The organism is Amphritea sp. HPY, assembly GCF_050870985.1.
Taxonomy (GTDB): domain Bacteria; phylum Pseudomonadota; class Gammaproteobacteria; order Pseudomonadales; family Balneatricaceae; genus Amphritea.
This window is the reverse complement of record NZ_CP194015.1, coordinates 3,424,686-3,439,377: the sequence shown is the minus strand read 5'-3', so window position 1 is coordinate 3,439,377 and position 14,692 is coordinate 3,424,686. Positions and strand designations below refer to the sequence as shown.

General features: G+C 50.0%; 11 protein-coding genes. 2 read left to right on the top strand and 9 right to left on the bottom strand.

The features are described 5' to 3' along the window. The first annotated feature begins 33 nt into the window (after positions 1-33). Positions 34-399: a histidine triad nucleotide-binding protein gene (locus tag ACQUQM_RS15335; RefSeq protein ID WP_432470761.1), complete on the top strand. Its 366-nt coding sequence runs from the start codon at positions 34-36 to the stop codon at positions 397-399. Between the two features lie 147 nt (positions 400-546). On the opposite strand, the gene ACQUQM_RS15330 is transcribed toward ACQUQM_RS15335, so the two are convergent. From ACQUQM_RS15330 to ACQUQM_RS15300, 7 genes are all read right to left on the bottom strand, one after another. Next, a complete protein-coding gene (locus ACQUQM_RS15330) occupies positions 547-2,064 on the bottom strand; it encodes a SpoVR family protein (RefSeq protein WP_432470760.1) in 1,518 nt (505 codons plus the stop codon). Positions 2,065-2,157: 93 nt separating this feature from the next. Beyond that, on the bottom strand, positions 2,158-3,435 hold the full coding sequence (locus ACQUQM_RS15325; protein WP_432470759.1) for a YeaH/YhbH family protein: 1,278 nt from the start codon (positions 3,433-3,435) through the stop codon (positions 2,158-2,160). A 49-nt stretch (positions 3,436-3,484) separates the two neighbouring features. Further along, positions 3,485-5,407, bottom strand: a complete 1,923-nt coding sequence (locus ACQUQM_RS15320; protein ID WP_432470758.1) for a PrkA family serine protein kinase — start codon at positions 5,405-5,407, stop codon at positions 3,485-3,487. Between the two features lie 181 nt (positions 5,408-5,588). After that, on the bottom strand, positions 5,589-6,707 hold the full coding sequence (locus ACQUQM_RS15315; RefSeq protein WP_432470757.1) for a dihydrolipoamide acetyltransferase family protein: 1,119 nt from the start codon (positions 6,705-6,707) through the stop codon (positions 5,589-5,591). Next, positions 6,704-7,687, bottom strand: a complete 984-nt coding sequence (locus ACQUQM_RS15310) for an alpha-ketoacid dehydrogenase subunit beta (RefSeq protein WP_432470756.1) — start codon at positions 7,685-7,687, stop codon at positions 6,704-6,706. Before ACQUQM_RS15310 ends, ACQUQM_RS15315 begins: the two co-directional genes overlap by 4 nt. After that, positions 7,680-8,768: a pyruvate dehydrogenase (acetyl-transferring) E1 component subunit alpha gene (gene pdhA / locus ACQUQM_RS15305; RefSeq protein ID WP_432470755.1), complete on the bottom strand. Its 1,089-nt coding sequence runs from the start codon at positions 8,766-8,768 to the stop codon at positions 7,680-7,682. The genes ACQUQM_RS15310 and pdhA overlap by 8 nt, the downstream gene beginning before the upstream one ends. Positions 8,769-8,791: 23 nt before the next feature. After that, on the bottom strand, positions 8,792-9,838 hold the full coding sequence (locus ACQUQM_RS15300; protein WP_432470754.1) for a Leu/Phe/Val dehydrogenase: 1,047 nt from the start codon (positions 9,836-9,838) through the stop codon (positions 8,792-8,794). A 498-nt stretch (positions 9,839-10,336) separates the two neighbouring features. Between ACQUQM_RS15300 and ACQUQM_RS15295 the strand changes: the two genes are divergently transcribed. Continuing rightward, a complete protein-coding gene (locus tag ACQUQM_RS15295) occupies positions 10,337-11,566 on the top strand; it encodes a L,D-transpeptidase family protein (protein ID WP_432470753.1) in 1,230 nt (409 codons plus the stop codon). A gap of 102 nt (positions 11,567-11,668) precedes the next feature. On the opposite strand, the gene ACQUQM_RS15290 is transcribed toward ACQUQM_RS15295, so the two are convergent. Together ACQUQM_RS15290 and purD are read right to left on the bottom strand one after the other, a co-directional pair. Next, on the bottom strand, positions 11,669-13,192 hold the full coding sequence (locus tag ACQUQM_RS15290; RefSeq protein WP_432470752.1) for a L,D-transpeptidase Cds6 family protein: 1,524 nt from the start codon (positions 13,190-13,192) through the stop codon (positions 11,669-11,671). Positions 13,193-13,365: 173 nt separating this feature from the next. Continuing rightward, a complete protein-coding gene (gene purD / locus ACQUQM_RS15285; RefSeq protein WP_432470751.1) occupies positions 13,366-14,649 on the bottom strand; it encodes a phosphoribosylamine--glycine ligase in 1,284 nt (427 codons plus the stop codon). Positions 14,650-14,692: the final 43 nt, after the last annotated feature.

Sequence of the window (14,692 nt, the reverse complement as noted above, 5' to 3'; positions counted from 1 at the left end):
CCAATCAAAGACTGAAGAATAAGCGAGATTATAATGGATTGTCTGTTTTGTAAGATTCTGAATAAAGAGATTCCGGCTGATGTGATCTATGAAGATGACAAAGTAATCGCCTTTAATGATATCGGCCCTCAGGCACCGACTCATGCGCTGGTCATACCGCGTAAGCATATCGCTACTTTGAACGATATCCAGCCGGAAGATTGCGATGTTGTCGGTCATATGGTGATGGTTGCAGGTAAGATTGCTGAACAGCAGGGGTTCGCTAAAGATGGTTATCGTTCGGTACTGAACTGTAACAGCCACGGTGGTCAGACCGTTTACCACATTCACCTGCACCTGTTGGGTGGCAAACCGATGGGCTGGCCGCCATACCAGGAAACCCTGAAAACCCCGGTATAAAAGCCCAGAACTACATTTAAAATTGTTCATATTGAAAACCCGCCGTATGGCGGGTTTTTGCTTTTTCTAGCCACTAGCGAGTCGCGTTTTTTGCGACGTTCTAGCTAGCCATGCTTGCATGGCGGTCTTGCAAGCAGAAGAAGTCGCTTACGCTACTTCTTCTGCTTGCGGTAGCGGCGGACAATGGAAAGACTTATCCACAGTGCCTTCCGGGGTGACCGATTCCATGTGAACATCAAAGCCCCACAGTACATGCACGTGTTTAAGTACCTCCTCGGTAGACTCGCCGACCGGCTGGCCATTGTGGATATAGTGACGCAGAGTTAGTGAGCGGTCGCCGCGAACGTTGACGTTATAGACCTGGATGTTGGGTTCCCGGTTGCCGATATTATAGCTGGCTGAGAGGTCTTCTCTGATCTGTTGATAACCACTGTCATCGTGAATCGCCGTTACTCGCAAAGTGGTTAACTCTGAGTTATCGGTGATAGTGAACAGCTTCATCTCGCGGATCATGCGTGGCGACAGGAATTGCAGGATAAAACTCTCATCCTTGTAGTTACGCATGGCATCCTGAATAGTGTCATTCCAGTCGCTGCCGGCGATATCAGGGAACCATTTCCGGTCCTCGTCGGTAGGATGCTCACAGATTCGGCGGATATCCTGCATCATGCCGTAACCCAAAGCATAAGGGTTAATGCCGTTGAAGTTGGGAGAGTCGAACGGGGGCTGGTAGATGACACTTGTATGGGAGTGCAGGAACTCCATAATAAAGCCATCGGTAACCAGTCCTTCATCGTGGAGGTGGTGCAGTAGGGTGTAGTGCCAGAAACAGGCCCAACCCTCATTCATCACCTGGGTCTGGCGTTGAGGGTAGAAATACTGGGCTATTTTACGGACGATGCGGACGATCTCACGCTGCCAGGACTCCAGTAAAGGAGCATTTTTTTCGATAAAGTAGAGCAGGTTCTCTTCCGGGTCTTCCGGAAAACGGCGGTTTTTTTCCGTTTCATCTTCCTCTTTCTGAGGGATTGTATTCCATAGTTGATTCAGGTGGCGCTGGACATATTCTTCCCGTTCGACCTGGCGCGCCTTTTCCTCTTCCGGGGTAATAGGCTGCGGTCGCTGGTAGCGGTTTACGCCATAATTCATCAATGCATGACAGGCATCCAGTACCTGCTCAACTGCATCAAGTCCGTAACGCTCTTCACATTTTGATATGTAATTCTTCGCGAACAACAGGTAGTCGATAATTGCCGATGCATCGGTCCAGGTGCGAAATAGGTAGTTACCCTTAAAAAACGAGTTATGGCCGTAGCAGGCGTGGGCGATAACCAGCGCCTGCATTGTCATAGTATTCTCTTCCATCAGGTAGGAGATACAAGGATCGGAGTTGATGACGATCTCATAGGCTAGTCCCATCTGTCCCCGTTTATATTGCTGTTCGGTGGAAACGAACTGCTTACCGTAGGACCAGTGGTTGTAGTTCAGAGGCATACCGACAGAGGCATAAGCGTCCATCATCTGTTCAGAAGTGATTACCTCTATCTGGTTGGGATAAGTATCCAGGTTGTAATGCTTTGCTACTCTTGAGATCTCTTCGTCGTAGCGCTGGATCAGCTCAAATGTCCATTCAGATCCGGTAGAAATAGGCTCTCTCTTTTTCATAAGGTCGCTCCTATTAATCGAATATTTTTTGCTTCGACTCGAAAGTGCCGCATTGCTGACCCGATAGAAACAGGTTCTCGCTTCTTCATAGGGTCACTCCTTTTTTTCGAATAATTTGCGGAACACTGGATAAATATCAGTAGGTTCGACAATAGTTTGCATAGCAAAAGTTTCTTCAAACCTTTCCCTTATCTGCTCATATTCAAGCCATAGGTTCTGGTGTGGCCCGGTGGTGATCTCAACATAGGCGAAATACTGCACCAGAGGCAGTATTTGTTGTTCCAGTACCTGTTTGCAGATATGTGAGTCGCCATCCCAGTTATCGCCATCAGATGCCTGGGCAACATAGATATTCCAGTCACCGGCGGGGTAGCGATCACGTATGATTTCGGCAGAAAGGTTGAGGGCGCTTGAGACGATGGTGCCGCCGGTTTCACGGGAGTAGAAGAACTCCTCTTCATCGACCTCTTTGGCGTGGGTATGATGGCGTACAAATACCACTTCTATATGTTTGTAGCTGCGGGTCAGGAACAGATAGAGCAGAATAAAGAAGCGCTTGGCGATATCTTTAATCGACTGGGTCATGGAACCGGAGACGTCCATTACGCAGAACATCACCGCTTTGCTGCTAGGAACCGGCGTACGGATCAGGTTATTAAACTTGAGATCAAATTCATCGATAAACGGCATCCGTTTGATGCGCTTTTGTAGCTGTTCGATCTCTTCGTTGAATCGGCTGATCTGTTGTTCAGCTTCCTCGTCCGGTAACCGGGCCTGGAGGCTTTCAATCTCTTTTTTCAATTCCCGAACTTTACGGCGCTCTTTACCGGACAGCGCTATACGTCGGGCGTGGGCTGCTTTCAGTGAGCGGATAATGTTGAGTTTGTCCGGTGAACCGACATTGGTAAAACCGGCGCGTCTGGTTTCAAAGCTGGTTGCATCGCGCAGCTGTTTTTTGATCATGTAGGGCAGTTCGAGGTCTTCAAACATGAAGTTCAGGAACTCTTCCTGATTAATCTGGAAGGTAAACTCATCTTCGCCTTCGCCCTGATTGCTGGCTTGACCCTGGCCACTGCCGCCACCACCGCCACCACCTTCGGGTCGCTTGATCTCATCACCGGTAATAAAGTCTTTGTTGCCGGGGAATACCCGCTGCCTTACGCCGCCTTCACCATGGTGGAATATCGGCTCCGAGATATCTTTACTGGGGATGCTGACCTGGCCGCCCTGATCTATATCCCTGATACTACGGTTGTTTACCGCATCTTCCACGGCGCGTTTGATATGTTTCTTATAGCGACGCAAAAAGCGCTGCCGGTTGACAGTGCTTTTCTTTTTCGCGTTGAGGCGGCGGTCGATGATATAACTCATACTGCGCTCTCCTGCTAATACTCCTGCAGCTATCTAGGGGGCAAATCGGTTACTGAGATTTGCGCACTCTGATATACCACTCAGATAACAAGCGTACCTGTTTCTCGGTATAACCCCGTTCGGTCATCCGTTTGACGAATTCGCTATGTTTTTTCTGATCTTCAGTGGATGCTTTCGGGTTGAAGGAGATGACCGGCAGCAGATCTTCAGTATTTGAGAACATCTTCTTCTCGATCACTGTCCGCATCTTCTCGTAGCTGCTCCAGGCAGGGTTTTTGCCATCGTTATCGGCCCGAGCCCTGAGAACGAAGTTAACGATCTCGTGGCGGAAGTCCTTAGGATTACTGATTCCGGCAGGCTTCTCAATTTTTTCAAGCTCTTCACTGATGGATTGACGGTTTAAGATGTCGCCGGTATCCGGGTCGCGGTATTCCTGATCCTGAATCCAGAAATCAGCATAAGTAACATAGCGATCAAAGATGTTCTGACCGTATTCTGAATACGATTCCAGATACGCGGTTTGAATCTCTTTACCGAGGAATTCAATATACTTCGGTGAAATAAACTCCTTCAGATAGCCGATCAGTTTTTCCTGAGTTTCTGGTGGGAATTGCTGCTGTTCAATCTGCTTTTCCAGGACATACATCAGGTGTACCGGATTGGCCGCGATCTCGGTGGGATCGAAATTAAATACCTTAGACAAAATCTTGAAGGCGAAGCGGGTTGAAAGACCTTCCATACCCTCATCGACACCGGCGGTATCTTTATACTCCTGCATCGACTTGGCTTTAGGATCGGTGTCTTTCAGGTTTTCACCGTCGTAGATACGCATCTTAGAGAATATATTTGAATTTTCAGGGTCTTTAACCCGTGACAGCACGGAAAACTGAGCCAGCATCAGCAATGTGTCCGGAGCACAAGGAGAGTGATTCAGTGAGCTGTTCTCCAACAGTTTTTCATAGATCCGTACTTCTTCGGAAACCCGCATGCAGTAAGGCACTTTAACGATATAAACCCGATCGATGAAAGCTTCATTAGTTTTGTTGTTCTTAAAGCTCTGCCACTCTGATTCGTTCGAGTGCGCCATGATGATGCCGTCGAACGGAATCGAAGCCATGCCCTCGGTGCTGTTGTAATTACCTTCCTGGGTAGCGGTGAGGAGTGGGTGAAGTACTTTGATTGGCGCTTTGAACATCTCCACGAATTCCATCATGCCCTGGTTGGCATGACACAGGGCTCCGGAGAAGCTGTAAGCATCCGGATCGTGCTGTGGAAATTCTTCCAGCATCCGGATATCGACTTTACCGACCAGACTGGATATGTCCTGATTGTTTTCATCACCGGGTTCTGTTTTGGCAACGGCAATCTGATTGAGAATTGATGGGTAGAGTTTGACGACTCTGAATTTGGTAATGTCGCCACCAAACTCATGCAGGCGCTTCACTGCCCAGGGCGACATCAGGCCTTTAATGTAGCGACGGGGAATACCGTATTCCTCTTCCAGAATCTGGGCGTCTTCTTCAGGGGTAAATAACCCCAGTGGTGATTCGTGGATTGGAGACCCTTTGATGGCATAGAAAGGGGTGTGTTCCATCAGTGATTTTAGTCGTTCAGCAAGTGATGATTTACCACCCCCGACAGGACCCAGCAGGTAGAGTATCTGTTTACGCTCTTCCAGCCCCTGCGCAGCATGCTTGAAGTAATCGACGATCTGTTCAATGGCATCTTCCATGCCGTAAAACTCACTGAAGGATGGATAGCGCCGGATCAGTTTGTTGGAGAAAATTCGACTTAGTCGCGGATCGCGGGAGGTATCGACCATTTCAGGTTCACCGATTGCTGCCAACAGGCGTTCTGAAGCACTGGCGTAAGACAGTGGGTCATTTTTACAAAGCTCCAAATACTCCTGCAGACTATATTCTTCTTCCAGTTTGGAGTCGTACCGCGCCTTATACTTTTCGAAAATACTCATATGCCACCTTCCTGTATCTGTACTCTACTTTTCGGGCTCAGGCCTGGGCCGTCCCTGCATAATATTAAGGGCTCATAATCTTATCTCTCAGTTATCGCTTCTTTCAGTTTAGTCCAAGCTAGACTGAAAGAAGCTGAATTATTGACTTTTTTTGTCCCCGGAACAGGAAATAAAAATATTATTAACTGATTGATTTTTTGGATAAATCGTCTAGCGTGGCGCGCATAAAACGTGCCGCTTCGCCACCGGTTGCTGCGCGGTGGTCGAAGGTTAGGGACAGGGGGAGTACCTTGCGAACTTGGGCTTTTCCGGCAAATGGCATGATCTGCTCGCGAATCACTCCCGCGCCAAGAATTGCCACAGTAGGGGGGACTACAATCGGACTGGCATAGCGCCCGGCGATAGTGCCGAAATTGCTCAGGGTGATTGTTCCTCCTTGCAGTTCCGAAGGCGGGATAGTGCGTTTGATAACATCTTCACGCAGGCGGTTCAGCCCGGTACGGATGTCTTCCAGGCTGCGGTTGCCAATATCGCGAATCACCGGTACAAACAGCCCCTGATCGGTATCTACCGCAACCCCAAGATTGATTTTACTGTGCAGTCTGCGGGCCAGTTGTTGACCGTCGAACCAGGCATTGAGTGCTGCCTCTGCCTGACAACCTGCGGCGATAGCATGGATCAGACGCATGGTAATATCTTCATTCGCGCTCCAGTCATGGATATCGACATCTTCGCAGAGTGTAACCGGGACCACTTCGGCATGGGCTCGGGCCATGTTTTTTGCCATCTGCTTACGCACTCCGCGCAGTGGTTCTGCTTTACCGTGAGTCCGGTCTACCTGTGCTGCGCGTTCAATATCTTCCGGAGTGACATGGCCATCACGGCCGCTGCCTTTCAGACTGGATATATCGACATTTAAACGGCTGGCCAGCGCTCTGACCGAGGGTGTCATCTGTGGTTGATGCTGAGCCGTACTGGGGGATGCGCCGATGAAAAAATGGTCGGCGCTGTGGCTTGGCGCTGCACTTTTTAGCTCACCGACTACGGTGCCGCTGTCTTCGTGTTCATCGCCGCCAAATTCGATCAGCGGCTCGCCGGTATGAATGGTATCGCCGGCTTGCCCGAACAGGTGCGCTATCACTCCATCCTGGGGGGACGGGATTTCGATAATCGCTTTGGCCGTTTCTACCGAGACCAGAGCCTGATCGGTCTTTACGTTATCCCCTTCACTAATGTGCCACTCCAGAATTTCAGCTTCTGGCAGGCCCTCGCCCAGGTCTGGCAGTTTGAAATACTTCATGAGAACTCCAATGTGTTGGTTACGGCTTCGACAATATCTGCACCATTCGGCATGTAGTGATTCTCCATCCGGTAATAGGGCATTACAGTGTCATAGCCGGCGACTCGCAGCACAGGGGCTTGCAGGTGTAGCAGTGCTTTTTCGGCAATAGTGGCAGAGATTTCTGCACCGACTGCGCAGCTTTTTGGCGCTTCATGGATGATCACGCAACGACCGGTTTTGGTGACTGATGCCAGAATAGTGGCGTGATCGATCGGATTGATAGTAACCAGGTCTATCACTTCGCAGCTGATGCCTTGTTCTGCCAGCTGCTCCGCTGCTTCCAGAGTTTCCTTGATCATCGCGCCCCAGCTCACCAGTGTTATATCTGAGCCTTCGCGCAGGGTGTAGCAGGTATCAAGCGGCAGGGCTTCACCACTGTCCTCAACGGGTTGAGCATTGAGCCGGTAGATCCGTTTTGGTTCCATAAAAATAACCGGATCGGGGTTACGTATTGCGGCCAGTAGCAAGCCATAGGCACGGGCCGGTGAAGAGGGGATAACTACTCTAAGTCCGGGGATGTGGGCAAACAGTGCCTCGGTACTTTCTGAGTGGTGTTCCGGGGCATGGATGCCCCCGCCAAAAGGTACTCTTATAACCAGAGGGCAACTGAGACGGCCGCGGGTACGGTTGCGTAATCGGGCAGCATGACAGACCAGATGTTCCATGGTGGGAAAGATAAAGCCCATGAACTGGATTTCGGCTACCGGTTTCAGGCCTTGTGTCGCCATACCGACTGACAGGCCTGCGATCATGGTTTCTGCCAGTGGCGTATCGAGTACCCGTTTCATGCCAAACGCTTCTTTTAAACCAACCGTGGCGCGGAATACGCCACCGTTAACACCGACATCTTCACCAAGTATTATCACTGACTCATCCCGTTCCATCTCCGACATCAGCGCCAGATTGACAGCTTCGATCATTGTGATTGGATTACTCATGATGATTCCCCCCTGGCTGAGCGTTGCGGATGATTCGCTCACGCTGTTCCTGAAGCGCTACCGGTAATTCAGCATAGAGGTAATCGATCATATTGGTAACCGGCTGATCCGGCATGTTGAGATAGCGTTCAACACTTTGACTGATTATCTGACTGACTTCGTCCAGCCAGGCTTTTTCCTGAACTTCATCCCACCACCCCTGCTGGTGGAGGAAGGTCTGCAAGCGCTTTATCGGTTCCCGCTCCCAGGCTTCTTTCAGTTCGTCGTTCTGACGGTAACGAGTAGCATCATCGGCGGTGGTATGATCGCTAAGACGATAGCTGATCGCTTCGATCAGGGTGGCGCCTTTGCCTTCTCTCGCGTGTTTAAGCGCGGTACTGATCGCCTCATGCAATGCGATTACATCGTTACCATCAACCTGCTCCCCACGAATTCCTGCTGCCATTGCTTTCTGCGCCAGGGTTTCTGCACCACACTGAATTGAGCGTGGAACAGAGATTGCCCACTGATTGTTGTTGATGATGAACAGTACCGGCAGTTGCCAGGCGCCAGCGACATTGAGGGCCTCCATAAAGTCGCCCTTAGACGTCGCGCCGTCGCCGCAATGGGTGACTGCGACCCGCTTTTCGCCACGAATTTTAAATGCCGTGGCCACTCCGGTAGCATGCAATGCCTGGGTGGCGATGGGCACCGCGTTAGGAAAATCCTGTCCCATTGCTGGGTCAGAGTTGCCGCGTTCATCACCTCCCCAATAACTCATCATGTCGGCGATATCCTGCCCTCGAAACATCTGCAGCGCGTGATTTCGGTAATAGGGGATCAAGACATCCTGCGCTGTCATCAAAGCGCCTGTCACTGCGTCTATTGCTTCTGAGCCAAGAAGGGAAGCGTAAGTCCCTATCTGTCCGGTGCGCTGCAGGGCGATGATCTTGGTGTCCAGCTGACGGGCCAGTACCATATTGCGGTAGTAACCGACCAGAGCTTCCGGTGAGGCCGTCCAGTCTGGCAACTTTCCAGAAGTACTGCCATCGGGGTTGAGAAAACAGCTGTAATTGATTTCTGCTTGATAAACAGTGGCCATAAAATGCTCCTTTAGCCTGCGATTCAGGCCGCCGTATATTGTTTCAGGCTGGCACGGTTGAGAATTGCTTCTGCCCGTTGATCGGCGATCAGATTGGTCGGCAGGTTAGCTTCGGCAGCGTTCTGGTATAGCTCTAGCAGGGCATCGTGAATGCCGGCTACTTTTTGCTGAATTACAGAGTCTGGATGGCGGGCGTGCTGCAGTGCTACAAAGATCAGTCCGCCGGAGTTAATCAGGTAGTCCGGCGCATACAAAATACCGCGCTGTAGCAGTTCCTGCCCCATTGCATCATTAGCCAGCTGGTTATTAGCTGAACCTGCAATGCAGCGGCAGCGGAACTGGTTAATAGTGTCCTCATTTATGATGGCGCCTAAGCCGCAAGGGCAGAAAAGATCGACAGGAGCACTGTAGATCTCCTGTGGGTTAATTGCGTTGGCGTTGAATTCCTTGCAGGCTTTGGCAACTTTCAGTGCGTCGATATCGGAGACGGTAAGCCGTGCTCCTGCGTGGAACAGCAGCCGGGCTACTTCATAGCCGACATGGCCCAGCCCCTGCAATGCTACGTGGATGCCGACCAGATCGTCACGGCCCAGTTTGAAACCGATAGTGGCTCGGATACCGGCAAATACACCGCTGGCTGTTGCAGGAGAGGGGTCTCCCATATGACTGGTACAGGTAACATAGCGGGTGGCATGGGCAATATTATCCATATCTTCAATTTGTGAACCGCTATCCATAGCGGTGATATAGCGCCCGCCCAGGGTGTCGATGAAGCGCCCGAATGATTGCATCATAGCGGGCCGATCATTGATTTTTTCCGGTTTAATAATCACCGCCTTGCCACCACCATGGGGTAAACCTGCCAGGGCTGCTTTGTAACTCATGCCTTTGGCAAGCCGTATTGCATCCTCGATGGCAGCTTCCGTTGAAGGGTATGGTATTACCCGGCAGCCACCGATAGCCGGGCCACGAAATGTATCGTGGATCGCGATGATCGCTTGTAAGCCGGTATCAGGATCATTGCAAAAATGCAGATCCTGCAGGCCAGCTTTTTCCATCTGTTTAAACATGACGGGATCCTCCGTACGCGTATCAAACTTTGGAAAACCACCTTTTGCACAGGTTCCCCCCCTTTGGATAGCACAGGATTGAGGAAAGTTCAGGGGTGAAAAAATAATTGCTGGCAGAATCAGACGCTTAGCCGAGAGCGAATAATTTATGCTGCAGTGCATTATCGGTACTGTTGATAAGGGGTGGCGAATAGATAGCTGTGATAAACAAGGAGAAAATTGTCACCGGCAAAAAAAAATGCACATTTTGGTAGCTTGATTTCCTGTTGTTAGCTGCTAGATGGCACTTTTTGACGGTGTTCAAAGTCGATATATGTTGATAAATGGCTGAAGAAAGCAGATGAATTGCCGCTAACGGTTAAAAATTATCTATATCCGTTTGAATTTGTAGGATTCTGCCTTTGGCTGATTCCTTAACGCAGGTATAATCCGGTAAGTTTGTCGCAATGGTAATCTGTTATGGTTATCTGTAGTTATCAATGGGGTGTCGTTGGATATATGAAGCAGAAGTTTTCTGACCACAGGGATGGGTTGAAGCGCCGCCTGGCGCTGGTAACGCTGTATGCCTCATTTTCCTGTTTGGTGCAGGCTGATCCGGTTGTTTCAGAAATGAATTATGATCGTGAGACCTTGCTGCTGGCAAGTCTGGGCGATCTGCAAAACAACCAGATGAGCGGTGCCGTCTCTAAGCTGAAGACACTGCTTGAACAGCAACCCGATTTTCGTCTGGCACAGCTGATCTATGCTGACCTGATGGCGGCTCAGGGAGCCCCTTTGAGTGCGGTAGGCAATAATGGTAAGAGCGACAGTAAAACGTTGCAGGGTCTTATTTCTGAAGCCCGTGCCAGAATAAGTGTTTCCGCCAGTAAGCCTGAACCCGGCACAATACCTGACAGCCTGTTGAAAATGTCTCCTGAGCAGGAGCATGTCATAGTCATCGATCTGAAAAATTCCCGTTTGTATCTGTTTTCTAACCAGAACGGTGTGCCGGAGCTGATCCGGGATTACTATGTGTCTTACGGTCGGGGTGGTGTCGATAAACGTAAACGGGGTGATCTTAAAACGCCTCTGGGTGTCTATTTTACAACTGGCCGATTAAAAGATGAGCAGCTGCCTCCCCGTTACGGAACCGGTGCTTTACCAATAAATTATCCTAACGCCTGGGATACCCGTCTGGGGAATACCGGCAGTGGCATCTGGGTTCATGGTTCGCCGAAAGACACTTTCAGTCGTCCGCCAAAGGCCAGTGAAGGGTGCCTGTCGCTGAGCAACAATCATTTTACCGAGTTGGATGGGATCGTTGATTTTAATGCCACTCCGGTGCTCATAGGCACTGAGTTTAAGTGGCTGGAGCGCAGTGCATGGCAGGCGAAACAAGCTTCCCTGCAAGACGTCGTTGAGCAGTGGCGTGATGACTGGCAGAGCTTAGATGCCGATAGTTATCTGACGCACTATGCCTCGAGCTTTAACAGTGGTGACATGGACTATAGCCAGTTTGTTGAGCATAAACGTCGCGTTAACGGCAACAAAAGCTTTATCGATGTAGAGCTGGAAAACTTAAGTATTTATCAGCACCCGGATAAGCCGGGTATGTTTATTGCGACTTTTCAACAGAACTATAGCAGTGACAATTACAGCGGTAGTAGCCAGAAGCGCCAGTACTGGATTCAGGAAAATGACCAGTGGAAGATCGCCTACGAAGGCAAACCGCACCGCGGAAAACCTTGATACATTAGTTGCGACAATAATAAACAGGAGGCTTAAGCCTCCTTTTTATTATTCATTTTTAGTGTGTTTCCTGATGATCAGGCTTAACTTACCAACAAGTAATTACAGAGATGTTTCTGCTGCAATCTTCCACTCGCCGTTCTGTGTAACAAAGATCAGCGTCTTATAGACCGAATCGCTGAAGGTGTTGGATTCATAGCTTTGCAAGAATACGGTTCTGATGCGGCCCTCAGGCATTGCTGCAAGGGAAATGTCGGATATAGCAACTTTGATATACTTTGGTTTGTTCAGACGTTGGTTACGGCCCCAGCGCCACTGTTTGTTGCTGACCTTATTGTCAGGCTGATACTGTTCAGTGTAAAAACTGATATAGCGGTCAACGTCCTGATCGGACCATGATTTCGCCCATTGGCTGATCAGGTCATGGATTTGCTGTACGTTTGTTTCGCTGAGCAGGTCATCCGCGTTGGCTGCCTGCTGGCTGGCAACTTGTGCTGCAGGGCTGGTTGTTTGTTGTTGCTGGTTTTGTCGCTGAGTCTCAGCTGCCTGCAGTGCCGGATCAATCGCGGCGGCTACTTCATGGGCCGCATTACCTTTAATTGTTCCGGCATCTTCAGTAACTTCTTCATTAGTAGCCGCTGTCTTAGCAACTACATTAACTATTGGCTGGGGTTTAGCGGGTGTATCTTCCTCCAGCACCGGAATCGTACCTTCGGATACTTTACGTTCTTCAATTACCAGTTTTGCTGGCTTCTGAGCGGTATCCTGAGTCACTGAAGAGGTTATAGTTGAGGACAGTGTGGTGCCAAGTGTTGGTGCTGCTGTCGAAGTTGTTTTTTCAGGCAGTACCGGCTGTTGATAAACCTGATCCAGAATAGCCAGTTGTGGGGCCCCCGCAGATGAGCCTTCATCCAGATCCAGCGCTCTATTATAAGCCTGGGTTGCCAGGGTTGCGTAGACTGTTTTCAGGTTCTGCTGAACCTGGGCATAACTCGGATGGGTATTAAACGCCTGTAGCAGTGTATCGACCGCTTTATCGTTATCTCCCTTTTTTGCATAGATGGCCGCAAGATTATTATACGGCTCGGGTGCATTCGGATAGAGCTTAATCAATTTGCTGAATACGTTAGCGGCGGCATCCAGTTTATTCTGATCCATCAGGGAGATGCCGTATAACAGCCAGCCATTAGGATCTTTCGGGTTAGTGACCAGATAGTTGTTTACCTGGTCGAAAGCCGCCTGATGATTTCCCTGGGTTTGTAACTGGTTCGCTTGCTTGAGCTCATCAGCCAGTAATTGAGAGTTAAATTCGATCTTCTGTCTTAGTCCTGAGTCGGTCGGTGTCGAGCTTGTAGTCGCTGGCTTGCTGCCATTGGCAATACTTTCTTCATCCTGCAACCAGCGATTAAGTTCGCTCAGCTTGGCATCAATATCGGCCTGGTTGGTAGTGATATCCAGTGATTTGCTGCAGTCATAGTTATTATCAGCCCCTGCATTCATACAGTAAGTGGACCTCTTCTCGGCGGCTTGTACTGCAGTAAAGCAGGTCAGGGAGACAGCGATTACCAGTGGCAGTGTGCGGGCAAAACCTTGCTTCAGAGACCAGGTACTAAGCGTGGATGACATCGATTACGACCTATTTAAGGACTGATTAGTTATTCATATTCAGGCGATTATAGCCTGAAAAACGGCTGGGGTAAGCCCCAGTCCTAATTATGCTTTTATAGCGCTCTGCCCGGATAAAAAAACAGCTGCAAAAAAGCAGCTGTTTGATGTTTCGGGATGGTCTGCAGAATAGCTTATTGCTGTTCCCGGGCAATCGCGCGGAAGGCGATATCATCACGATAGTAAACACCATTCCAGTCGATTTTCTTGACCAGTTCATAGGCCCGTTGCTGGGCTTCTGTAACGCTGTTGCCCATGGCAGTAGCACAGAGGACGCGACCACCGTTAGTCACAATCTGGCCATCTTTCTGAGCGGTACCAGCATGGAATACCTTAGTGCCTTCAGCAACGCTTGTTGGCAGGCTGATCGGATCACCTTTGCCATAGTCGCCCGGGTACCCGCCAGCGGCCAGTACAACACCGACTGCGCAACGTGAATCCCATTCTGCAGTAGTCTGATCCAGTTTGGCATCCAGGGCTGCATTGCAAAGTTCGACAATGCTGGACTTCAGGCGCAGCATAATAGGCTGAGTTTCCGGATCACCAAAGCGGCAGTTATATTCAATAACCTTTGGTGTGCCATCGGCTGAAATCATCAGACCGGCATACAGGAAACCAACATAAGTGTTACCTTCCTCAGCCATACCTTTAACGGTCGGCAGGATAACTTCGTTCATAATGCGCTGATCGATCTCAGGGGTTACCACGGGGGCCGGGGAGTACGCTCCCATACCGCCAGTGTTAAGACCTGTGTCGCCATTACCCATACGCTTATGGTCCTGGCTGGTGGCCATCGGCAGTACATTGGTACCGTCAACCATAACGATGAAGCTGGCTTCTTCGCCATCCAGGAACTCTTCGATAACTACCCGGTGACCGGCTTCGCCGAAAGCGTTGCCAGCAAGCATATCTTTAACCGCGTCTTCAGCTTCCTTCAGTGTCATCGCAACGATAACACCTTTGCCAGCGGCCAGACCGTCCGCTTTAACAACGATCGGCGCACCTTTCTCCTGCAGATAAGCCAGGGCTGGCTCAATCTCGGTAAAGTTCTGATAGCTCCCGGTAGGGATTTTCTGGCGTTCCAGGAAGTCTTTGGTGAACGCTTTAGAGCCTTCCAGTTGTGCTGCACCTTTTGACGGGCCAAAGCAACGCAGGCCTTCACTCTCAAAACGATCAACAATGCCTTCAACCAGTGGAGCTTCAGGGCCGACAATGGTCAGGGCTACGTTGTTCTCTTTAGCGAAAGCAACCAGTGTATCCTGATCCATAACGTCGATAGCAACGTTTTCCAGCTTAGGCTCAATCGCGGTGCCGGCATTACCGGGAGCAACAAATACCTTAGCGACATTGCTGTCCTTGGCTGCCTGCCACGCCAGTGCGTGTTCACGGCCACCGGAACCAATTACTAATACGTTCATATCTGTACCTTAATCCTGAAGTCGTCCAGAAAAGAGAAGAGCC